General features: G+C 71.6%; 22 protein-coding genes. 9 read left to right on the forward strand and 13 right to left on the reverse strand.

The genetic code is table 11. From position 1 onward, the window contains the following. Nucleotides 1-65: 65 nt before the first annotated feature. Complete coding sequence (locus J2X46_RS08825; RefSeq protein WP_310249301.1) at nt 66-353, reverse strand: helix-turn-helix domain-containing protein; 288 nt, start codon at nt 351-353, stop codon at nt 66-68. A 246-nt stretch (nt 354-599) separates the two neighbouring features. Between J2X46_RS08825 and J2X46_RS08830 the strand changes: the two genes are divergently transcribed. Both J2X46_RS08830 and J2X46_RS08835 read left to right on the forward strand, forming a co-directional pair. Continuing rightward, on the forward strand, nt 600-2,345 hold the full coding sequence (locus J2X46_RS08830) for a hypothetical protein (protein ID WP_310249304.1): 1,746 nt from the start codon (nt 600-602) through the stop codon (nt 2,343-2,345). Nucleotides 2,346-2,351: 6 nt separating this feature from the next. Next, nucleotides 2,352-3,068: a UPF0158 family protein gene (locus J2X46_RS08835; RefSeq protein ID WP_310249307.1), complete on the forward strand. Its 717-nt coding sequence runs from the start codon at nt 2,352-2,354 to the stop codon at nt 3,066-3,068. A 268-nt stretch (nt 3,069-3,336) separates the two neighbouring features. On the opposite strand, the gene J2X46_RS08840 is transcribed toward J2X46_RS08835, so the two are convergent. The 3 genes from J2X46_RS08840 to J2X46_RS08850 are packed head-to-tail and all read right to left on the reverse strand — an operon-like array spanning nt 3,337 to nt 6,122. Next, the gene (locus tag J2X46_RS08840; protein ID WP_310249309.1) at nt 3,337-3,972 is read right to left on the reverse strand and encodes a hypothetical protein; all 636 of its coding nucleotides are present in this window, start codon (nt 3,970-3,972) and stop codon (nt 3,337-3,339) included. Nucleotides 3,973-4,005: 33 nt separating this feature from the next. Beyond that, nucleotides 4,006-5,772 carry a M91 family zinc metallopeptidase gene (locus J2X46_RS08845; RefSeq protein ID WP_310249313.1) on the reverse strand — a complete coding sequence of 589 codons (1,767 nt, stop codon included), beginning with the start codon at nt 5,770-5,772 and terminating at the stop codon, nt 4,006-4,008. Next, entirely contained in the window at nt 5,772-6,122 is a 351-nt protein-coding gene (locus J2X46_RS08850; RefSeq protein WP_310249315.1) for a hypothetical protein, read from the reverse strand. The genes J2X46_RS08845 and J2X46_RS08850 overlap by 1 nt, the downstream gene beginning before the upstream one ends. Nucleotides 6,123-6,227: 105 nt before the next feature. On the opposite strand from J2X46_RS08850, the gene J2X46_RS08855 reads away from it, so the two are divergent. Together J2X46_RS08855 and J2X46_RS08860 are read left to right on the forward strand one after the other, a co-directional pair. After that, nucleotides 6,228-6,782, forward strand: a complete 555-nt coding sequence (locus J2X46_RS08855; RefSeq protein WP_310249316.1) for a hemerythrin domain-containing protein — start codon at nt 6,228-6,230, stop codon at nt 6,780-6,782. A 61-nt stretch (nt 6,783-6,843) separates the two neighbouring features. Beyond that, nucleotides 6,844-7,143, forward strand: a complete 300-nt coding sequence (locus tag J2X46_RS08860) for a helix-turn-helix transcriptional regulator (RefSeq protein ID WP_310249319.1) — start codon at nt 6,844-6,846, stop codon at nt 7,141-7,143. 7 nt (nt 7,144-7,150) lie between these two features. On the opposite strand, the gene J2X46_RS08865 is transcribed toward J2X46_RS08860, so the two are convergent. After that, on the reverse strand, nt 7,151-7,753 hold the full coding sequence (locus J2X46_RS08865) for an ATP-dependent Clp protease proteolytic subunit (RefSeq protein ID WP_310249322.1): 603 nt from the start codon (nt 7,751-7,753) through the stop codon (nt 7,151-7,153). Next, nucleotides 7,750-8,364, reverse strand: coding sequence for an ATP-dependent Clp protease proteolytic subunit (locus J2X46_RS08870; protein WP_310249324.1), 615 nt, complete (start codon nt 8,362-8,364; stop codon nt 7,750-7,752). The genes J2X46_RS08865 and J2X46_RS08870 overlap by 4 nt, the downstream gene beginning before the upstream one ends. Before the next feature lie 93 nt (nt 8,365-8,457). Between J2X46_RS08870 and J2X46_RS08875 the strand changes: the two genes are divergently transcribed. After that, nucleotides 8,458-9,225 (forward strand): chitosanase, encoded by a 768-nt coding sequence (locus J2X46_RS08875; RefSeq protein ID WP_310250691.1) that lies wholly within the window; start codon nt 8,458-8,460, stop codon nt 9,223-9,225. Here the strand turns inward: J2X46_RS08875 and speB are convergent. Continuing rightward, on the reverse strand, nt 9,222-10,232 hold the full coding sequence (gene speB / locus J2X46_RS08880; RefSeq protein ID WP_310249327.1) for an agmatinase: 1,011 nt from the start codon (nt 10,230-10,232) through the stop codon (nt 9,222-9,224). The genes J2X46_RS08875 and speB overlap by 4 nt on opposite strands. A gap of 23 nt (nt 10,233-10,255) precedes the next feature. Here speB and J2X46_RS08885 point away from each other — a divergent pair, with 23 nt between their 5' ends. Beyond that, complete coding sequence (locus J2X46_RS08885; protein ID WP_310249329.1) at nt 10,256-11,557, forward strand: aspartate aminotransferase family protein; 1,302 nt, start codon at nt 10,256-10,258, stop codon at nt 11,555-11,557. A gap of 156 nt (nt 11,558-11,713) precedes the next feature. Here J2X46_RS08885 and J2X46_RS08890 read toward each other — a convergent pair whose 3' ends face one another. Next, entirely contained in the window at nt 11,714-12,829 is a 1,116-nt protein-coding gene (locus J2X46_RS08890; RefSeq protein WP_310249332.1) for an SGNH/GDSL hydrolase family protein, read from the reverse strand. Continuing rightward, nucleotides 12,826-13,401, reverse strand: coding sequence for a WHG domain-containing protein (locus J2X46_RS08895; protein WP_310249335.1), 576 nt, complete (start codon nt 13,399-13,401; stop codon nt 12,826-12,828). Before J2X46_RS08895 ends, J2X46_RS08890 begins: the two co-directional genes overlap by 4 nt. A gap of 202 nt (nt 13,402-13,603) precedes the next feature. On the opposite strand from J2X46_RS08895, the gene J2X46_RS08900 reads away from it, so the two are divergent. Genes J2X46_RS08900 through J2X46_RS08910 form a run of 3 tightly spaced genes read left to right on the forward strand, consistent with a single transcriptional unit; the run spans nt 13,604 to nt 17,386 of the window. Further along, the gene (locus J2X46_RS08900) at nt 13,604-14,992 is read left to right on the forward strand and encodes an FGGY family carbohydrate kinase (protein WP_310249338.1); all 1,389 of its coding nucleotides are present in this window, start codon (nt 13,604-13,606) and stop codon (nt 14,990-14,992) included. 19 nt (nt 14,993-15,011) lie between these two features. Beyond that, a complete protein-coding gene (xylA, locus tag J2X46_RS08905) occupies nt 15,012-16,178 on the forward strand; it encodes a xylose isomerase (protein ID WP_310249340.1) in 1,167 nt (388 codons plus the stop codon). A gap of 8 nt (nt 16,179-16,186) precedes the next feature. Then, nucleotides 16,187-17,386 (forward strand): ROK family transcriptional regulator, encoded by a 1,200-nt coding sequence (locus J2X46_RS08910; RefSeq protein ID WP_310249342.1) that lies wholly within the window; start codon nt 16,187-16,189, stop codon nt 17,384-17,386. On the opposite strand, the gene J2X46_RS08915 is transcribed toward J2X46_RS08910, so the two are convergent. The 4 genes from J2X46_RS08915 to J2X46_RS08930 form a co-directional block, all read right to left on the reverse strand. Then, a complete protein-coding gene (locus J2X46_RS08915) occupies nt 17,369-18,601 on the reverse strand; it encodes an ROK family protein (protein WP_310249345.1) in 1,233 nt (410 codons plus the stop codon). The genes J2X46_RS08910 and J2X46_RS08915 overlap by 18 nt on opposite strands. 9 nt (nt 18,602-18,610) lie before the next feature. Next, nucleotides 18,611-19,894, reverse strand: a complete 1,284-nt coding sequence (locus tag J2X46_RS08920) for an ABC transporter permease subunit (RefSeq protein WP_310249348.1) — start codon at nt 19,892-19,894, stop codon at nt 18,611-18,613. Nucleotides 19,895-19,905: 11 nt separating this feature from the next. After that, nucleotides 19,906-20,682 (reverse strand): ATP-binding cassette domain-containing protein, encoded by a 777-nt coding sequence (locus J2X46_RS08925; RefSeq protein WP_310249350.1) that lies wholly within the window; start codon nt 20,680-20,682, stop codon nt 19,906-19,908. Between the two features lie 116 nt (nt 20,683-20,798). Continuing rightward, nucleotides 20,799-21,869 carry a substrate-binding domain-containing protein gene (locus tag J2X46_RS08930; RefSeq protein ID WP_310249353.1) on the reverse strand — a complete coding sequence of 357 codons (1,071 nt, stop codon included), beginning with the start codon at nt 21,867-21,869 and terminating at the stop codon, nt 20,799-20,801. Nucleotides 21,870-22,032: the final 163 nt, after the last annotated feature.

A 22,032-nucleotide genomic window follows, 5' to 3' on the forward strand; every position in this document is an offset into this window, starting at 1 on the left:
ACACCCAGACGAAGGCATGGGTAGGACGCGATGCGGCCCTCGGGCGAGTGCTCGCACCAGAGCTCTCAGAAGTCGTCATCAACGTCTGCCACCGCCTCGCGTACCCGGCTCGGTAGCAGCGCAAGCCGGTCGCGGCTGCGGTTCAGCAGGTCGCCGATCTCGCCGGGTGGGGCGAACAGGTCGATGCCCAGGATCGCCGCGATCTCGAAGACGGTGCCGATCGCTACTGTCAGTGCGCCCTTCTCGGCGGCTCGCACCGTCATGTGGGAGACACCCGCACGCTCGGCCAGCTCGGCGACAGTCCAACGCCGTGCTCGGCGCGCGCGGGCGATCTCGAGGCCGAGGAGCGCCACGGCATCTCGAGCCTGCGGTGAGTACGTACGTACGCGTGCCATAGCCACCATCCTCGTGTTGAGGTTCGGACGGGAGTCTCCCGATATCTACAATACTAGCTCTTAGACCTCTAAAAGAAGTTCCACTGTAGTCGGGCTGGATCATGGCTGGCGGTGCACCGCCAGCCTCGGTCGCAACGCACCGCCTCCGTCATCGCCGCCAGACACGTCGCTCCGGGCAACCGCTTGGTCTCGTAGGGTGCACCCATGCCCAAGAAGAAGCACGGTCGCGGGCATCAGCCGCAACGACGTCGACCGATCGCGCGGCCGACGCAGGCTGCGGCTGGCCCGGAGGAGCAGCAGCTGATCCAGGCCCTGCGCTCGGCCTTGCGAACCGGAGAGCCACTGGAGTTCCTCGCGGTGGTCAGCGGGTTCCTGGAGGTCACCGATCCGCGCAACCGCGACCCCTTCGCGCAGGACGAACGGCGGCCAGGACTCGCCGACCTCGTCGAGTCGTTCATCGGGACGCCGTACGCCGAGACGACGGCCGCCCTCACCGCGATCAGGGCGCTGGCGACCGACGAGCTCATGGCGGTCCGGATCGGTCGAGAACTGGAGGCTCGCCGGCACCCACTGCCGGCGTGGCTGACCGCCCTCGATCAGGCTCGTCTTGATCCAGACGTGTGGTTCATGACCCATGTGCTGGGAGACGGCGACGACTACCTGTTCGGGGTGACACTGCCGACGGGCGAGGCGCTCTCGGCGCTGGTGTACGTCGACCACAACCTGGGGACGGTGGTGAAGGACGCGTTCGTGGTCCCCGAACCGCTCGAGGACCTGGCGATCAAGCTGGGCACCCTCATCGACGACCCGGATCAGTCGCTGACGCGCACAGACCCGGCGACAGCGCGCGCCGTGATCGAGGCGGCGATCGGCTCCGGGGCGACACTCTATCCGCCGCTGGCGTCGGACAGCTGGCCGATGTGCCGGCCCCTCGTCGAGTGGATGCTGCGGAGGCTCCCTGCCGGCGGGGTGGCTCCCGAGCGGCGAGACTGGTCGGAGGAGGAGAGCGCAGCGATCGCCGACGCGTTCTTCACTTCGTCGTACGGCTCCGCGCTGGACCGCGTGGACGAGCGGGACCTGCTGGAGAGCGTGCTGTGGTTCTGCACGGGCTATGCGACCGGGGATCCGTGGCGGTGGAGCCCGGTGACGGTCGAGATGCTGCTGGCTGACTGGTTCCCCCGCAAGGTCATCGCCGAGCCCACCTACCTCGCGAAGCTGCCGCGCCTGCTCCGGGCCTACATCCGCTACTGCCACGACCGCAGTGCCATCCGGGCCGACCTGACCGAGGAGACGCTGGCAGCAGTCGACCGGTACGAGCCGGAATACCTGAACCTGGTCCACAGTAACCGGCAGAAGGCGATGGCGGGTCTGGCGGAGGCGCTCCTGGAGTCCGAGCGGCTCCAGGGTCTGAGCGACAGCGAGTGGACGCTGGAGCATCTCGCGCGTGACGTCGGCGGGTTGGACGCGCTGATGTCGCTGGATGACTCGGCGTTGCCAGACGAAGAGTTCGACTGGTCGGGCATCCCTGCGGACATTCGGCCCACTGTGGAGGCGATCCTCGAGCAGTGCGATGGCTGTGCGGTTGCGTTGTTGGACGTCGAGCACCGGACCGCCATGAGGCGGTTCCTGGCTCGGGCCGCTCGCACCGACCCCCGGGTGTTCGCCCGCAAGGGCTCATCGACGCGGGGCGCCGCAGCCGTGGCCTGGGTGATCACCACGGGCAACCGGACCGCCGGCGTCTGGTCCGCCGAGATGACTGCGAAGGACCTGCTCGCGCACTTCGGGTTGAGCGGGTCCGTGTCCGATCGCGCTGGCACGCTGATGCGGGCTGCAGCAGTGCCCACCGGTCATGCGACCAGCCTTGTCGAGCTCGGAGATCCAGGGCTGCTCGTGTCGGCTCGGCGCCGGCGCTTGATGCAGTCCCGCGACAAGGCGCTGGCGGAGGGGTGACCCATCGTGGACGAACGCGAGGGCCTCACTCACCTCCGTTCGATCGTGGTGCACGGCGACCATGCAGCACTGGTGACTGCCCTTGAGCGCGACCCGTGGCCTGCTGACTCGCTGCAGCTGATCGGGGACGGCCTGCTTGCGGCGGTCCGCGATGGTGCCGACCGGGCGGCCTACCTCGCGCACACACTCGTCACCGCCTTGCGGGAGCGGGGCTGGGCTGGAGACGGCGAGCTGGCCGAGGTCCTCGACGCGATCATGGGCATCGGGCCGTCTCCCATGCTGCGCCCGTTGCCGGTCGACCTTGAGGACCTCTCGATGATCCTGGAGGGCGACCCTGTCCAGGCTGGTGGCCGAATCGACCTGAACGGCGGCGAGGTGTGGCCCCAGTCCGCGATCGAGTACGTCGAGGAGCTCGGTGAGGACGATGAGGACGATGACCCCGGACGATGGCTGTGGGTGCACTGTGAAGGCTCGCACTACGCGTACCGGGACATGGAACGGTTCATCGACGACCTGGACGATCCGCAGTTCGCTGATCTCCTGGCCCGTGCGATCTCCGGTCGCGGCGCCTTCCGCCGGTTCAGGGACACGCTGTCAGAACGCCCCGTCCTGATGACGCGGTGGTACGCGTTCTCCAGCGACCGGCAACGAGGACGGGCCCGCAGTTGGCTGGCTGCCGAGGGCTACACGCCAACCCTCCCGTCACACCCACTAGGCCTCTGACCTGCACAAACGCACGACCGGCGCGCTCAGAGAAAGCGGAACTCGCATTGGCCCGAAGAAGGTTACGCGCCGCTACGGATCAGAAGGTTTGGGGTTCGAATCCCTACAGGCGCGCAGGGTGAGCGGCTTCGGCATCATGCCGGGGCCGTTCCTGCATTTTGGCATCCGTGTCCTCCGTGGTCGTGGTGGTTCAAGACTCCGCCGCCCTCCCGGCGCGGCGGCAGGTCCGAACGACTCGTCCCAGCAGGGCCGGACGTCCCGGCAGGGATCAACCGACCTCGACCGGGTCCGAGCAGAACGTCGCCTGCCCGGCAGCCGAGCGACCGTGGTTGACCGTCGTGACGCCGTCGACGTCGTGGAAGCCCCAGCTCGGGTCCCGGCCGACGAGGACGCCGGCGCAGAAGACGACCCGTCCCGACGCCGGCACGTCGCCGGCGTCGACGGTCGGCGGTGCGTACGCCGCCATCGGCAGCGGGACGCGCAGCTTCTCCTCGAGGGTGTCGCCGGGGGCCAGGGGCGTCACCCCGATCCACGGGAGCCCGTCGCCGCCCGCGTCGGACGAGACCGGGAAGACGCGCTTGGCGATCTCGGTGCCGCCGTCGGCCGCTGCCACGACGTACGCCGTGTCGGGTCGGTCGGAGAGCCGTCCGTAGCTGTCGGGCACGCGGTTGGTCACGAGCACCTCGTCGGCGGACCGGTTGCGCAGGGACCACTCGATCACCAGCTCGTCGCCGCCCGGGGTGAGGGTGGCGGTGAAGTCGACGTCGGGTGTCTCGACGGTCGGGGTCGCCGTCGAAGGGCTGGGTTCACCCGAGTCGTCCGGCCCCGCCGAGCCGGTCGATGAGCTGCACGCGGCGAGGGCCGCGGCCAGACCGATCACGAGCGCCCCGACGCGCATCCTCATCGTGCTCCCTCGGTTGGTGGCTGAGCTGACGGCTCAGTTGTAGCTCTCACGGTCTTCCCAGCCGATCTCATCACGCAACCCGTTCTCGGTGAGCACCTCCGGGTGGTCGGGGTCGACGATCTCCGGCGTGCTCGGGTCGTGGTCGTGGTCGACGGTCAGTCCGACGGCCGTCCGCTCGCCCTGGTTGACCCCGTGGTCCACCACGTCGTCACCGTTGTAGGGGGTGTCGTCGAAGTTCTCGCTGAAGAAGTCATAGATGTGTGCCATCTCGTGGTAGAGCCCGGCGATGGGCGGCCGGCCCTCGCCACCGCCCTGGCGGTGCGGGTTGTACTCGATGGTGCCGTCACCGTGGGCGTAGTTGTTGTCCTCGCTGAGCTCCCGGATCGTCACCGTGTCGCGGTTGATGCCGAGGAAGCCGGAGTTGTCGTGCTGGTCCTGGAGCGCCGCGAGCATCTGCTGCCCGGTGGGCGACGCGGCAAGCAGGTCGAGGTCGGCCCGCACCCGCGCGACGAACTCGGGCGACCCCTCGATCTTGATGAAGTCGGAGAGGTCGTCGAGCTGGATGTTGACCGTGGTCTGGGTCTCGACGTCGTCGGCGTCGGTGTCGCCCTCCTCGCCGTAGGACGTGTCGCTCCCGGAGCCGCCGTAGGTCGTGTCGTCGCCGCGGCCGGCGTAGTGGACGTCGTCGCCGGAGCCGCCGACGAGCGTGTCGTCGCCGCGTCCCCCCGAGACCGTGTCGTCACCCGCGCCGCCGATGACGGAGTCGTCGCCCTCGGCGCCCTCGAGGTAGTCCTTGCCCTCGCCACCGGAGACCGTGTCGTCGCCGTCGCCGCCGTAGGCCGTGTCGTCGCCGTGGCCGCCGTAGACGTCGTCGTCGCCACCCTGGCCGTCGAGGTAGTCACGGTCGGCACCACCGGAGACGTAGTTGTCGCCGCCGCCGGCGTCGATGCTGTCGCGGCCGTCGCCGCCCAGGTGGGTGTTGTCGCCGCCGGAGCGGTCCCGTACGACGTCGTCGCCCTCGCCGCCCGCCACGGTGACGCGCACGTCGTCGCCGCTCTGGACGGTGATCGTGTCGTTGCCGTCGCCGGTGCGCACCACGACCTCCTGGCCCGGAGGCACCCGGTAGGGCACGCCGTTGACGATCACGAAGGTCACGCCCGTGTCGGGGTTGGTCCACACCGTGACGGTGTCGTCGCCGTCGCCGGTGTTGACGATCGTCTGGTCACCGTTGTGGATGATCCCGGGCTCGCCGCTCTCCTCGGGCACGTCGAAGCCGTCGGCACTGCCGTCGGCGACGCTCTCCCACGTGGAGGCGATGTCGTCCCACTGAGCCCGGAGGGCCTGGAACGACGCCGAGCCCCGGGCCAGCTGCGCGTCGACGTCGGCCCGGATGTCCTGGGCGTCGGCCTCGGCGCTCCGGATGCGCTCCTCCTCGGCCTCGTCCTCGGGGAAGAACTGCACCCAGGTGCCGAAGCCGACGTGGCGGATGCCGGAGACCGAGGCCCACGAGTTGTCCAGGTGGGCCTGGGCGACGCGGACCACGCCCGCTCCGTCACGCAGGACCTCCGCCACCGCGCGCGCCACGTCGCCGGCCGTGTCCAGGGAGGAGACGAGCTGGCGCCGGTGGGAGTCGAAGGACTCGGCCGTCCGGCCCTCCCAGCCCGCTGCCATGACCGCACCAGCCTTGGCGTTGAAGGTGTCGCCGGAACCCGTCAGCGCACTCGCCACGTCGTCCCAGCCGTTGGCCGCCGTCTCGAGGTCGGCCGCCTGCTCGGCGAGCTCCCAGATCCCCTGGCCCATCACTTCACCCCCAGGATCACGCGGAGCAACGGGTTGTCGGTCACCTCAGCGGCGGTGGCACGACTGACCCGCGCCGCCTCCTCGTCCTGGGCCGAGATGTCGAACGCGCAGGTGTAGAGGTCGTCCATGTCGGCCTCGAGCACGGCGGCGAGGCGACCGATGGCGACGTCGCCGGCGTCCAGCGTCGAGGTGTGCGCGGCGACGAAGCCCGGCCCGCCTGACGAGTTGCCGGCTGCTCCCGAGTCGACCTGCAGCGCAGCCGCCTGGCCGCTCCAGCCGGTGTTGAGCTCGCGGGACTCGGCCAGGCAGGTGTCGGCGAGGCCGCACAAGTCCTCCGGTGTGACCTGCATCGTTGCTCCGTCCGTCGGCTTCGCTGTCTGACCCATGTGGTGCCCGCGGCCGAGGTGCGCCAAACCCGGCGCTCGGACTTCCCGGCCGCCCGTAGGCTCCTCGTCGTGCCGCCCATCGACGACTCCACCCGGCCGCGGGTGTCGGGATCGGTCGACCTCACACCGCGGCAGCGCCTGGCCGGCGAGCACCTGCGGATGATCCACGACCACTTCCGGAGCCAGCTGGCGCAGCTCGGCCGGGCAGTCGCGGCGCTCGCGGACGGCGACGGCGAGGGCGGCGAGGATGGTGTGGCCGCCGTGCGCGAGAGCCTGCACCGGCTCGGGCCGGAGCTGTCCGCCCAGCAGGTGTCCGGCCTCTGCCGGCAGGTCTGCCGGTTCCTGACGATGCACCACTCGATCGAGGACCAGAGCATGTTCCCCGCGGTGGCCACCCTGGCGGCGTACGCACCGGTGGCGACGCGGCTGGCCGAGGAGCACCTCGTCGTCCACGAGCACCTCGAGCGGGTCGACGAGCTGGCGCTCGCGGTTCTGGCCGACCCGTCGCGGGTGCCCGAGCTGGTCGACGCCGTCGCCGAGCTGCGGAGCGACCTGGAGTCGCACTTCCTCTACGAGGAGACCGAGATGACCGAGCCGCTCGGCCTGCTGGGGCTCGGCCTCTGAGCCGTTCTGCTGTGAGCGGAACCCGTAGCCCGGTCGGCGTACGGCTGGCTACGGTCGGAGCATGGGCGAGATCGTGAGGTTCCCCGAGCGGGGCGTGGACCAACCAGTCGAGGCACCCGAGCCACTGTGGCGCGAGCTCGTCGGCCGTGAGCTGCACCGCGAGCGCACTGAACGCGGCGAGCGGCTGGTCGACGTCGCGAAGCGGGCCGGCGTCTCGATGCAGTACCTCTCCGAGGTCGAGCGGGGCCTGAAGGACCCGTCGTCGGAGATGCTGCAGGCGATCGCCGGGGCGCTCGACCTGGGCGTGCGCGAGCTCGCCACCCGGGTGTCGCGACCCCAGGCGCTCGCCCTCGCCGCCTGACCTCACGTCACACGATCGCCGGTCCCTGCTCGCGGAACACGGTGTCGACGATGCCGTACTCCACCGCGGCCGCGCCCGGGAGCACGAGCGTGCGGTCGGTGTCCTGCCGGATCTGCTCGGGCGTGCGCCCGGTGTGCTGGGCGAGGATCTCCTCGAGCACCAGACGCACGCGCGCGACCTCGTCTGCCTCGAGGATGAGGTCGGGCACGGTGCCCCGGCCCTGCGTCGCCGGCTGGTGGAGCACGACCCGGCCGTGCGGGAGGATCGCACGCCGTCCCGGCGCGCCGCCGGCGAGCAGCACCGCCGCCGTCCACGCGGCCTGCCCGACACAGACCGTCTCGACCTGGGGCCGGACGAACTGCATGGCGTCGTAGATCGCCAGCATCGCGTCGATCGAGCCACCGGGTGAGTTGATGTACAGGCTGATCGGGAGGTCCGGGTTCTCCGACGACAGGTGGAGCAGCTGCCCGATGACCGCGTTGGCGACGCCGTCGTCGATCCCGGTGCCGAGGTAGACGATGCGCTCGGACAGCAGGCGGGAGTAGAGGTCGAGGGTCCGCTCGCCCTTCGGCGTCTGCTGGACGACGTACGGGATCGTGTAGGTGCTCATCGCGCACCTGCCAGGCCGACGGAGCGGGTACGCCCGGGGGTGACGTGGTCGACGGTGGTGATCACCTGGTCGACGAATCCGTAGTCGAGCGCCTGCTCGGCGCTGAACCACCGGTCGCGCCGCGAGTCCTGCTCGACGGTGTCGCGGTCCTGGCCCGTGTGGCCCGCGATCAGGCCCAGGACCGTGTCGCGGGTGTGGCGCAGGTCGTCGGCCTGGATCTCGATGTCGACGGCCGTGCCGCCGATGCCGGCCGAGCCCTGGTGGAGCAGGACCCGCGCGTGAGGCAGGGCGTACCTCTTGCCAGGGGTGCCGGCGGAGAGCAGGAACTGCCCGGCGCTGGCGGCCATCCCCATCGCGAGCGTGCTCACGTCGTTCGGGATCAGCTGCATGACGTCGTGGATCGCGAGCATCGAGGAGACCGAGCCGCCGGGTGAGTTGATCCAGAGGCTGATGTCGGCGCGGGGGTCCTCGGCCGAGAGGAGCAGCAGCTGGTGCATCAGCCGGTTGCCGTTGCCCTCCCGCAGCTCCTCGCCCAGCACGATGATGCGTTGGTGCATGAGGCGGCGGACCAGCTCGTCCTCGATGCGCTCCGATGTGGTGTTCATGGTCATGCCGCCAGCGTGTCCCGGCCCCACGCCCCACCACAGGGTGCTCTGCCACGGGCGGATCCGCCTCGAGCGGAGCGTCGGTACGGTGAGCGGGTGATGCGCCTCCTCGTGGCCTTCCCCCTGCTCCTCGTCGCGCTGCTGCCACCACCGGCGCAGGCCGCGACCGGCGACCTGGCCGCCCCGGCCACCAAGGAGATCGCGATGGAGCTGGTCTCCAGCGCGGAGAACTCCTCGCTGGACTGGCGCGCGCAGTTCTCCTACATCGAGGACATCGGCGACGGCCGCGGCTACACCGCCGGGATCATCGGCTTCTGCTCGGGCACCGGCGACATGCTCCGGGTGGTGCGCGCCTACACCCGCGCGAAGCCCGGCAACCGCCTCGCCCGCTTCCTCCCGGCCCTGCGGCGCGTCAACGACACGGACTCGCACCGTGGCCTCGGGCGTCCGTTCGTGAAGGCGTGGCGCAAAGCCGCGCACGACCCGGCGTTCCAGCGGGCGCAGGAGCGCGAGCGGGACACCGGCTACTTCCGCCCCGCGGTGCGGCTCGCGAAGTCCGACGGGCTCGGCGCGCTGGGCCAGTTCATCTACTACGACGCCGCGGTCGTGCACGGCGTCGACGGGATGAAGGGCGTACGTCGTCGCGCGCTCCGCTCCGCGGCCACCCCGGGTGCCGGCGGCAGCGAGACGTCGTACCTCGAAGCGTTTCTCGACGAGCGGGTCGTGGAGATGAAGAAGGAGGCGCCGCACGAGAACGTCGACCGCGTCGAGCTCGCCCAGCGCCGCTTCCTCCACGAGGGCAACCTCGGCCTGACCCCGCCGCTGCGCTGGAGCGTGTACGGCGACGCGTACGAGATCCTGCGCTAACGGTCGAGCAGCGGCCGGGCGGGGTCCCAGGTGGTGCCATCGCGCTCGTCGCGGCGCTTGCGGGCGATCGCGGAGAGGGCTTCGAGGACGACCCGGTTGGCGAGGGCGGCGGTGATGTCGGCGTGGTCGTAGGGCGGGCTGACCTCGACGACGTCGATGCCGACGACGGGCAGCTCGAGGCAGATCCGGCGTACGGAGTCGAGGAGCTCGCGGGCGGAGAGGCCGCCGGGCTCCGGGGTGCCGGTGCCGGGTGCGTGGCCCGGGTCGCAGACGTCGATGTCGACGGAGAGGAAGACGCCCTCGCACCCGTCGGTGGCGATGCCGAACGCCTCGGTCAGGCACTCGGTCAGGCCGCGGTGGACGATCTCGGTCATCTCGTAGGACCGCATGTTCTCCGCGGCCATCCAGTCGAGCGTCTCCGGACCGGGCCAGTAGCCGCGGAGCCCGACCTGGAGGAACCGGTCGCCGCGCAGCGCGCCCGACTCGATCAGCCGGCGCATCGGCTGGCCGTGGCCCCACAGCGAGCCGAACTCGATGTCGCCGGTGTCGGCGTGCGCGTCGAAGTGGATCATCGAGACCCGGCCGTGGCCGAGGACGTTGGCCACGCCCTTGGCGTCGGGGTAGGCGATCGAGTGGTCGCCACCGAGGACGACGGGGATCGCGCCCGCTCGGGCCACCTTCTCCACCGCGGCCTCGAGCCGGCCGAGGGTGGTCTCGATGTCGCCGGGCGGCAGCTCGACGTCGCCGGCGTCGACGACCTTCAGGTCCTGGAGCCCGTCGGTGCGCAGCGCGAGCGAGGGCCGCGAGCCGTCGTGGGGCAGGTAGTCGGTCATCCGGATGGCCTGCGGCCCGAACCGCGTGCCCGGCCGGTGCGACGTACCCCCGTCGAAGGGTGCGCCGACGACGACCACGTCCGCGTCGGCGTACGACGCCTCGTCGTCGAGGTCGCACGCGGGCACGCCGAGGAAGGTGATGTCCGGTCCGAACTGAGCGCCGTAGCGAGCCATGCAGGGACTCTAGGCTGGCGCACATGGCCGACGACACCTTCTGGCAGGACGCCGAGCAGCACCTGATCCGCTACGGCGGCGGGTTCACGCCGCGGGTGATCGCGCGCGCCGCCGGCTCCTACGTGTACGACGAGCAGGACCGCGCGATCCTCGACTTCACCTCAGGGCAGATGAGCGCCGTCCTCGGCCACTCGCATCCCGAGGTCGTGCGCACGGTGACCGAGTCGATCTCGACGCTCGACCACCTCTACTCCGGGATGCTCAGCCGCCCGGTCGTCGAGCTGGCGCGCCGCCTGGCGATCAGCCTGCCGGGGTCGTTGGAGCGGATGCAGCTGCTGAGCACCGGCGGCGAGGCCAACGAGGCCGCGATCAAGATGGCCAAGCTCGCGACCGGTCGCTACGAGGTGGTCGCGCTCGACCGCTCGTGGCACGGCATGACCACCGGCGCTGCGGGCGCGACGTTCTCCGCGGGTCGCCACGGCTACGGCCCGCCGCCGGTCGGCAACCTCACGCTGCCCGCGCCCGACGCGTACCGCTCCCCCTTCCGCCACCCCGACGGCAGCCACGACTGGGAGACCGAGCTGGAGTACGGCTTCGCGACCCTCGATCGGCAATCCTCCGGCAGCCTCGCTGCCTGCCTGGTCGAGCCGATCCTGTCCTCGGGCGGCATCCTCGAGCTGCCCGACGGCTACCTCGCCCGACTCCACGAGAAGTGCGGCGAGCGCGGGATGCTGCTCGTCGTCGACGAGGCGCAGACCGGCCTCGGCCGCACCGGCACGATGTACGCCGTCGAGCGCGACGGAGTCGTGCCCGACATCATCACCCTCTCCAAGACCCTCGGCGCCGGGCTGCCCGTCGCGGTCGTCGTCACGACCGCCGAGATCGAGGAGCGGTGCCACGAGCGCGGCCACCTCTTCTTCACGACCCACTCCTCCGACCCGCTCGCCGCCGCCGTCGCGCTGACGGTCCTCGACGTGGTCGAGCGCGACGGTCTCGCCCACCGGGCCCGCGTGCTGGGCAAGGAGCTGGGCGACCGCCTGCTCGACCTCCGCGACAGGTACGACGTCGTCGGCGACGTCCGCGGTCGCGGCCTGCTCCAGGGCGTCGAGCTCGTCACCGACAAGGAGTCGAAGACTCCCGCCGACGCGCTCGGCCGGGCCGTCACGTCAGCCGCCCTCGACCTCGGGCTGCACATCAACATCGTGCAGCTCCCCGGCCTCGGTGGCGTGATCCGGATGGCGCCGCCGCTGACCATCGCCGAGGACGAGCTCCACCACGGCGTCGACCTGCTGGAGCAGGCGATCGTCGGAGCGCTGAAGGGCTGAGCCCGCCGCCCGGGTGGCGGCAGATCGCACGTCGGGCAGCCAGATCCGTGCAAGGTGCCGCCACCCTCCGGCCGAATCCCATCAAGGTGGCGGCAGATCGCGCGTCGGGCGGGCAGATCGGTGCAAGGTGCCGCCACCCTCAGGGAGCGACCGCGCCTACCAGTCCCCCAGTGCCGCGAAGCGTTCGCCGATGAGGCGGTGCGTCGCGGAGTCGGGGTGGAGGTTGTCGGGCAGGGGCAGCGTCTCGGCGTCGGCGGCCCCATAGAGCGCCAGCCCGTCGACGTACGACAACAGGGGGTCGTGGCGACGCTCGACGACCTCGGCGAGCACCTCGCGCACCACCTCGAGGGTCAGCGCCCCGCGCGCCACGGCAGCCGGGTCGCCATCGGCGACGAACGCGACGCGGCCCTCGGCCATCCCCGCCATGTCGACGCCCGTCGGCCCCGGCACCGACTCGTGCATGCCGCAGAAGATCGGCGAGACGAGCCGGATCGGCGTGGAGGGGTGGCCGTCGCGGATGGTGTCGAGGAAGCCGTGGACGGCCGGGCCGAGGGCGCGTCGGCGCAGCAGGTCCTGGTTGACCACGTTGATGCCGAGCTTGAGGCTGATCAGGGCGGCGGGGGTGTCGCGGATCGTGCGGGCGACGAACGGGTCGAGGAGCGCGCTGCCGCCGAGGCCGAGGTTGACCAGGTCGAGCCCGGCCAGGCGGGCCGCGACGACGGGCCACGTCTCGGTGGGGTACGTCGCGATCGACCCGTGGCTGATCGAGCTGCCGTGGTGCACCCACCGCGGCCCGGCGGCGGGCAGCGGTGCGACCGGCGCGTCCGCGCGCAGGTCGACGAGCTCGGTCTGCTCGTCGTGCGGCAGCCAGACCTCGACGTCCTTCTCACCGGCGGGCAGGGCGATGACCAGCGTGGTCGGCTCGCCCGGCTCGAAGGTGTTCGCGCCCGTCATCATGTCGACCAGCAGCACGTTGCCGCCGGGAGCGGTGAGTCGCTCGGCGAGCTCGCCGTCGACCACCACGTCGTACGAGCCGTCGGGGCGCGCGGGAGCGCCGGCGTACTGCCGCTTGGTGGGCAGCACGTCGAGCTCGAGCCGGGTCGCGGCGGTGCGCATCGCGAGCCGTACGCCGGCAGGCTGGGCCTCCACGAGGTGGAGCTGCGGGTCGTCGGTCTGCGCCCGCGCCCAGGCGGGGAGGCGGTGGGGCATCAGGCCGCGGTCGGTGCGCTCGAGCTCGAGCGCGCCCAGGACGAAGGCGCGGAGGTCGGTCATGAGGTCTCCCAGGATCGGATGAGGGTGTCGAGGCCGTCGAGCACGCGCTCCCAGGTCTCGTCGGATGTCGGCGAGGCGGCGCCGTGGCCGAAGGCACCGGCGGCATCGAGCGCGGCGTAGCCGTGGAACGTGGCGCCGAGCAGCCGCACGGCGTGGGTCTCGTCGGTCGCGTCGAGGTGGTAGCTGCGGAGCACGGCGCGCACCAGCTCGGCGTGGCGAGGGCCGGCACTGCGGACCGCGGTCTCGGCGTCGAGCGGCAGCCGGGTAGCGGTGTACCGCCCCGGGTGGCGACGGGCGTACGACCGCCACACCCCGCCCAGCGCAGCGAGCGCGTCGCGGCCGCTGACGCCGGCCAGCGCGTCGGCGGCGAGGTCGGCGGTCTCCTCGAGCGCGAGCAGCGCGACCCGGGTGCGCAGGTCGGCGGGGTTGCGGACGTGCGTGTAGAGGCTGGGCACGGCGACGCCGAAGGACTTCGCGAGCGCCGTCAGCGTGACGGCGTCGAGCCCGACCTCGTCCGCGAGGTCGGCGGCGGCCGCGGTGACGCGGTCGCTGGTGAGTCCGGCGCGGGGCACGGCATCCTCCTTCGTCGATGTGGATGAAACCTTAGGTCATTAGGTTTCCGCAATCCAATCGGGATCCGGCCGCCCAGGGTGGCGGCGTACGACACCTCTCACGCCCGTTTCGATGTCGTGCGCCGCCACCCTCGGCCGACCGACACAGCAGCTCGACCAGACCGGTCTTGACTTTAGTTCGAGACTCGTCCTAAATAGTGACGTGGCTCTCGTCCTCGGCATCGACTCCTCGACCCAGTCGACCAAGGCCCTGCTCGTGGACGCCGACGACGGGACGGTCGTCGAGGAGCGGTCCGCGCCCCACCCGCCCGGCACCGAGGTCGACCCGACGGCCTGGCTGGCCGCGGTCGACGCGGCAACCGACGGGCTGCTCGAGCGCGCGGACTCCGTCTCGGTCGCGGGCCAGCAGCACGGCATGGTCGCCCTCGACGAGGACGGCACCCCGGTCCGCGATGCGCTGCTGTGGAACGACACCCGCTCGGCCCAGGCCGCGCGCGACCTGATCGACGAGATGGGCGGGCCGCAGGCCTGCGCCGACGCGATCGGCAGCGTGCTGGTCGCGTCGTTCACCTCCGCCAAGCTGCGCTGGCTGCGCGACCACGAGCCCGAGCGGGCGGCGTTGGTCACGAGCGTGAGGTTGCCCCACGACCACGTCTCGCACCACCTCGCCGCACCCGGCACCGAGCCGTTCACCGACCGCGGCGACGCCTCCGGCACCGGCTACTTCGCGACCCGCGAGGGCGCGTGGCGCCCCGACCTCCTCGAGCTCGCCCTCGGCCACGGCGCAGGACTGCCGCGCCTCGTCGCACCCGGCACCGCGGCCGGCGAGACCTGCACCGGAGCCCTGCTCGCCGGCGGCACCGGCGACAACATGGGCGCCGCCCTCGGCATGGCGCTCCGGCCCGGCGACGTGCTGGTCTCGGTCGGCACGTCCGGCGTCGCGTCGGCCGTCAGCGCCACCGCGGTCGCCGACGGCACCGGCGTGGTCACCGGCTTCGCCGACGCGAGCGGCGGCTTCCTGCCGATGGTCACCACGATGAACGCCGCCGGCATCCTCGACCTCCAGGCCCGCTGGCTCGGCGTCGACCACGACGGCCTCGCCGACCTCGCCCTCGACGCCGCACCCGGCGCGGGCGGCCTGACGCTCCTCCCCTACTACGGCGGAGAGCGCAGCCCCAACCGCCCGGACGCCACCGGCACCTGGACCGGGCTCACGCCCGCCACGACCCGTGCCGACCTCGCCCGCGCGGCGTACGAGGCACTGCTCTGCTCCCTCGCTGACGCCGTCGACCGCCTCGTCGCGGCCACCGGCGAGCAGCCACAGCGGCTGCTCATGGTCGGCGGCGCCACCAGGAGCGCCGCCCTGCGCGCTCTCGCTCCGGCCGTCCTCGGCGCGCCCGTGACCCTGCCGCCCGCGGCGGAGTACGTCGCCCTCGGCGCGGCCCGGCAGGCGGCGTGGGCCCTCGCCGGGACGCCGGAGCCGCCGCAGTGGCCGGCCCCGGAGACCACGGTCCTCGAGGCCGACCCCACCCCCCACGTGCGCGAGGTCTACGCCGACCTCCGCGACCGCACCGCACCCTGGACCCCGTAGCAGCACGAAAGGCACCCCGATGAGCACCGACATCCCCACCCCCACCCCCGATGACAAGTTCTCCTTCGGCCTCTGGACCGTCGGCTGGCAGGCCCGCGACCCGTTCGGCGACGCGACCCGCCCGCCGCTCGACACCGTCCACTCCCTCGAGAAGCTCGCCGAGCTCGGTGCCTACGGCGTGAACTTCCACGACGACGACGTCATCCCCTTCGGCAGCGACGACGCCACCCGCGACGCGATCATCGACCGCTTCAAGAAGGGCCTGGCCGACACCGGCCTCGTGGTCACCACCGCGACCACCAACCTCTTCACCCACCCGGTCTTCAAGGCCGGCGCGTTCACCAACAACGACCGCGACATCCGTCGCTTCGCGCTGCGCAAGGTGATGCGCAACGTCGACCTCGCCGCCGAGCTCGGCGCCAAGGTGTACGTCGCCTGGGGCGGCCGCGAGGGTGCCGAGTACGGCGCCTCGCAGGACACCCGCGTCGCGCTCGACCGGATGAAGGAGGCCTTCGACCTCCTCGGCGACTACGTCACGGAGCAGGGCTACGACCTGAAGTTCGCCATCGAGCCCAAGCCCAACGAGCCCCGCGGCGACATCCTGCTGCCGACCATCGGCCACGCGCTGTCGTTCATCGACAGGCTCGAGCGCCCCGAGCTCGTCGGCGTGAACCCGGAGATCGGGCACGAGGAGATGGCCGGCATGAACGCCGCCGCCGGCTACGCCCAGGCCCTGTGGGCCGGCAAGCTCTTCCACATCGACCTCAACGGCCAGAACGGCCCGAAGTACGACCAGGACCTGCGCTTCGGTGCGGGCAACGTGCGCGGCGCGTTCTGGGTGGTCGACGCCCTCCTCGCCGGTGGGTACGACGGCCCGGTCCACTTCGACTACAAGCCCGCGCGCACCGAGGACGAGGACGGCGTCTGGGTCTCGGCCGCGGCCAACATGCGCAACTACCTCATCCTGCGCGAGAAGGTGAAGGCGTTCCGCGCCGACCCGGAGGTGCAGGCGGCGCTGGAGGCGGCGAAGGTGCCCGAGCTGTCGACCCCGACGCTCGCCGACGGCGAGGGCTGGCGCGGGCTGCTCGACGCCGAGGTCGGCGACCCCGAGGTGCTGGCCCAGCGCGGCGGTGGTTTCGAGCTGCTCGACCAGCTGGCGCTCGAGCACCTGTACGGCGTCCGCTGACCAGGACGGTGACCACCGCTCGGCCGACCGCCGGGACCGAGGGGCTGCGTCGGCAGAACACGGCCGTCGTGCTGCGCGCCCTGCGACAGCACGGCCCGTCGACGCGCGCCGAGCTGGCCAAGCTGACCGGCCTCGCCAAGGCGACGATCAGCGTGATCGTCGCCGACCTCGAGGCGGCCGGCGCGGTCAGCGAGGGGGGCTCGCGCCCGGGCGTCCGAGGACGGCCGGGCCGCCCGGTCGGACTGCGCGGTGACCGCTTCGTGGCCCTCGGGCTGGAGCTGAACGTCGACTACGTCTCGGCGGTCGTGCTCGACCTGGCCGGCCAGGTGCTGCTCAGCGAGAGCCGCCCGGCCGGCACGACCGACGCGCTGACCGACCTGGTCCGCGACGCCGTGGCCGAGCACGCCGGTCCGGGCCGCACCGTCATCGGCACGACCCTCGCCGTCCCTGCGCTCGTGCGGGGCGACAACCGGACGGTGGCGTGGGCGCCGAACCTCGCGGTCGAGGGTGCCGGGCTGGCGGACGACCTCGGCGGCCTCGTGCCCGGCGGCGGGGTCAGCGTCAGCAACGACGCCAACTGTGCGGCGTACGCCGAGTCGCACCACGGCGCCGCGGTCGGGGTGGCGCACGCGCTCTACCTCACCGGCACCGTCGGCATCGGCGCCGGCATCGTCCAGGACGGCGAGCTGGTGCGCGGCGGCGCTGGTTTTGCGGGCGAGGTCGGGCACATGCCGGTCGGCGACTCCACCGCGCTGTGCGGCTGCGGCCGCCGGGGCTGCTGGGAGGCGTCGGTCGGGCTGCACGCGATGCTCGCCGCTGTCGGCATGCCCGAGCTCGACACCCCGCTGCGCACCGCCGAAGCCGTCGCTGCGCGCGCCGCCGACGATCCGGCCGTGCGCGCCGGGCTCGAGCGCGTGGGGCAGGACATCGGCCTGGGCCTCGCGATGCTCAGCAGCGTCCTCGATCCTGAGGTCGTGGTGCTGGGCGGCTACTTCGCGCCGCTCGGCGAGCTCGTGCTGGAGCCCGCCCGACAGACCCTGGGCGAGCGCCTCGCCTCTGCGGTGCAGGTGCGTCCGGAGCTGCGGCTCAGCACCCTCGGCATCCAGGCCGCCGCGCTCGGCGCGGCGGAGCAGTCGCTCGGCCCGGTGTTCGCCGGCGACCTCGACCTCGCCGACCCCGAGGGCTGGCCCTCAGACAGCCAGGCGTGAGCCGACGTCGACCAGGGCGGAGCCGAGGGCCGCGACCGGGTCGACGAAGAGCGGCTCGAGCGCGATCTCGGCAGCACCCAGCAGGGCCGAGTCGGACTCCAGGCCCGGCAGGACCAGCGTGACCGACTCCAGCGGCGCGGGGAGCGCGCGGTCTGCGAGCGCGGAGTTCACCTCGGCCCGGACGAGCGGGTAGAGCGAGCGGAAGTAGCCGCCGAGCACGATCAGCCGCGGGTTGAAGGTGTTGACGATGCTCGCCAGTCCGTGGCCGAGGGCGGCACCCGTGGCCCGCAGCTCCGGCGGCGGCTTGGTGTAGCCGTCGAGCACCTCGTCGAGCTGCGCGACCTTGTCGGGCGGGCAGTGGATCGCCTCGGCGATCGCGTGGGCACCGACCTCGGTCTCCCAGCACCCGCGGTTGCCACAGTGGCACGGCCGGCCCTGCGGGTTGAAGCGCAGGTGGCCGACCTCGCCGGCGTACCCTCCAGCGCCCTCGAGCCGGACGCCGCCGGTGATGACGCCGGCACCGACGCCGACGTTGCCGGAGACGTAGATCAGGTCGTCGACGCCCACGGCCGCGCCGCGGATGTGCTCGGCCAGGGCGCCGAGGTCGGCGTCGTTGGCGAGCGAGACCGGCACGTCGAGGCCGAGCGCGGCGAGCACGATGCCGCCGAAGGACACGTCGTGCCACTCCAGGTTGGGCGCCAGCCGGATCAGGCCGTCGCTGCGACGGACCAGACCAGGCACGCTGATGCCGATCCCGACCAGGGGTGCCGTCGGCGGCGCCCCCTCCACGACCCGGCGGATCAGGGCCGCCACGGCGGCGCCGACCTGCCACGCCTCGCCGTCGCTGTGCACCGGGGCCTGCGCCCGCTCCAGCACGCGGCCGCCCAGCCCGACCCGGGCGACCACGGCCCGGTCGACCCCGAGGTCGACCGCGATCACGAACGGCCCCTCGGCCGCGATGCGGACGCCTGCGGACGGACGCCCGGCTCCCTGCCGGGGCCCGCCCACGGGCGTGGTCCGCTCGGAGATCCCGAGCGACTCCAGCTCGGCGACCAGCCCCGCGATGGTGCTGCGGTTGAGCCCCATCAGGCTGGTCAGCTCGGCGCGCGAGATCTGGCCGGCGCCGTGCACGTGCCGCAGCAACGTGCCGAGGTTGTGGCGCCGGACGGCCTCCTGGTTGGTCCCGAGGCCCGAGCGCCGCTGCTGCGGGCTCATGGTCGTGACCTAGACGCCTGCCGAGGAACGACGACGACGCGAGACGGCATCCACGCTCGCGGCCAGCAGCAGGACGCCACCGGTGACGAGGAAGTTGATGTAGCTCGCCTGGTTGAGCAGGCCGAGGCCGTTGGGGATCGTCGCGATCACCAGGCCACCGATCACCGCGTCGATCGCACGACCCCGGCCACCGAAGAGGCTGGTGCCGCCGATGACCGCGGCGCCGACGGCGTACAGCAGCACGTTGCCGCCACCGGAGCCCGGCGACACCTTGCCGACGTACGACGCCAGCAGCAGGCCGCTGATGGCCGCCATCGAGGAGCAGATGACGAAGGCAGCGATCCGGATGCGCTTGACGTTGATGCCGGCCCGTCGGGCGGCCTCGGCGTTGCCGCCGACGGCGTACAGGTGCCGGCCGAAGCGGGTGCGCGTGAGGATGAAGGTCCAGAACAGCAACAGGGCGACCACGACGGGCAGCACCCACGGGATGCCACTGATGTTGAACAGGTTGGGGTTCGGCGCGCGGTTGGCGCTGAGCAGCGCGGTGAGGCCCAGCACGATGACGCCCACGACGGCGATCCGCACGATGACGACGCCGAACGGCTGGTGGACCAGGCCCTTGGCCGAGAGCGTCCGGAAGTTGTAGAGCGACAGCGCCGCGAAGGCGACCACGATCAGGATCGCCGCTATCCACCCCGCTGTGATCGGCACGTTCTTGATCGACAACCCGCGCAGCACCGGGTCGTTGAAGCGCAGCGAGCCGCCGGCGCCGATCAGCTTGAGCGGCACCGCCTGGAGGGCCAGGAAGAACGCGAGGGTGACGACGAAGGACGGAATGCCCAGGAAGGACACGAGTGCGCCGATCGCCAGTCCGATGACGGCGCCGACGGCGATGCCCGCCAGGGTCGCCGCCCACCACGGCCAGTCGTGGTCGATCATCATCAGCGCGATGATCGTGGCGGCCGCGCCACCCGCCACACCGGCGGACAGGTCGATCTCGCCGAGCAGCAGGACGAAGACGATGCCCATCGCCATCACGCAGATGGAGCCGGCCTGCACGACCAGGTTGGCCATGTTGTAGGTCGTCAGGAACCGGTCGTGCAGCGAGGTGAAGACGATGAACAGGAAGATCAGGCCGAGGATCGCGGGCAGCGATCCCATGTCGCCGCCGCGGAGGCGGTTGAGGTAGTCGCGCGCCGAGTCGCCGATGGTCGCGGCCTGGCGGTTGTCGTTGTCGAAGCCACCCGCGGGCTGGGCCGCGGGGGCGGACTGGGTGTCGTTGTCGACGGACATGTCAGGCTCCTTCAGGCCGAGGCGTTCGCGAGGTTCTCGGAGATGCCGAGGTCACCGGAGCGTCCGGCGGTGATCAGCTCCACGACCTGGCTGTGGCTGACGTCCTTCGCGGGGACGTCGGCCGCCACGCGACCGAGGTAGAGCGCGGTGATCCGGTCGGCGACCTCGAACACGTCGCCCATGTTGTGGGAGATCAGCACGACGCCGAGGCCGCGGTCGGCGAGGCGTCGTACGAGGTCGAGCACCTGGCGCGTCTGCGCGACACCGAGCGCGGCGGTCGGCTCGTCGAGGAGCACGACCTTGGAGTTCCAGAGGACGGCCTTGGCGATGGCGACCGTCTGGCGCTGGCCGCCGGAGAGGCTGGCCACGCTCTGGCGCACCGACTTCACGGTGCGGACCGAGAGGGACGAGAGGGTCTCGCGGGCGCGGGACTCCATGGCGACCTCGTCGAGGCCGAGGCCCTTGACCTCCTCGCGGCCGAGGAACATGTTCTGGACGATGTCGAGGTTGTCGCACAGCGCGAGGTCCTGGTAGACGATCTCGACGCCGAGCTCGGCCACGTCGCGCGGGCCGTGCACCTCGACCTTCTTGCCCTCGAAGGAGTAGTCACCGCTGTCGCGGCCGTAGATGCCGGCGATGATCTTGACGAGCGTCGACTTGCCGGCGCCGTTGTCACCCACGAGGGCGGTGACCTGTCCGGGGTAGACGGCGAAGTCCACGTCGTGGAGGACGTGCACCACGCCGAAGCTCTTGTTGACGCCGCGCAGCTCGAGCAGCGGTTGAACCATGGTCCCACTTCCGATCAGCAGAATTTGTTGTGCGAGAGGACGGGGACGACGCCCGGGCCGAAGCAATCCGGCCCGGGCGTCGTGTTCCGCGGGGGTCAGCTGTCCCGATCAGACGATCAGGAGATGCCGGCCTTGGTGCACAGGTCGGCGAACTTGCCGGCGCACACGTCCTCGGCCTTCTGGCCACCGTCGTCGATCACGTCGCCGACGTTGTCCTTGGTGATCGCCTGCGGCGTCAGCAGGATCGAGGGGACCTCGCTGTCGTCGGAGGAGTCGACCGTGGTGCCGGTGGTCTCAGCGTCGTCACCGTTGACCAGCGCGATCGCGGCGTCGGCCAGCGCGCCGGCCTCCTGCGTGGCGGACTTGTAGACCGTCATGCACTGCGTGCCGGCGAGCACGTTCTGCAGGCCCTCGACCGTGGCGTCCTGGCCGGTGACCGGGACCTTGCCGGCCTGGCCGGCACCCTCGAGGATGCTGATGGCCGCGCCGCCGAGGCCGTCGTTGGCGGCGAGCACGCCGTCGACCTTGCCGTCAGCAGCGGTGTAGAGCTGCTGGAAGATCGTGGCGGCCTCTTCGTTGTCCCAGTCCGGGACGGCCTGCTCGCCGACGACCTTGTAGTTGCTCATGCTGTCGAGCACGCTGTGCGCGCCCTCGGCGAAGAGCGTGGCGTTGTTGTCGGTGGGCGAACCGTTGAGGTAGACGATGTTGGCGTCCTTGTCACCGAGGCAGTCCGCGAGGCCCTGGCCCTGGAGCTCGCCGACCTTGGTGTTGTCGAACGAGACGTAGTACTCCGCCGAGCCACCGAGGGTGAGGCGGTCGTAGTCGATGGTCGCGACGCCCTGCGACTTGGCCTTCTCCTGGATGGCCGCGCCGGACTCGGAGTCGAGGTTGACGATCGCGAGGACCGTCACGCCGTTGCCGATCATGGTGTCGGCGATCTGCGTCATCTTCTCGGCGTCACCCTCGGCGTTCTGGATGTCGTACTCCACGCCGGCGTCCTTGAAGGCCGCCTCGAGGGCCGGGCGGTCCGCGCTCTCCCAGCGCACCGAGGACTCGGTGTCGGGCAGGATCACGCCGATCTTGCCGGCGGCGTCGCCGCTGCCGCTGTCACTCCCGCTGTCCCCGCCCGAGCTGTCGTCCCCACCACAGGCGGTCAGCGCCATCGAGAGACCGAGCAGAGGGACCAAGAGCAAACTGTGCTTCCGCTTCACACGAACCGCCTCCTAGCGATTTCGATCGCACGTCGGTCCAGGGCAGGTCGCCACGCCTCCGCGCATATGTTGTTCGGGACAACATATGGAGTGATGGTGGTCACGTCCATACCGCAGGGCAGCCGTGACCGGTTTGTTA

Origin of the sequence: Nocardioides sp. BE266, assembly GCF_031457855.1 — a bacterium.
Classification (GTDB): Bacteria; Actinomycetota; Actinomycetes; order Propionibacteriales; family Nocardioidaceae; genus Nocardioides.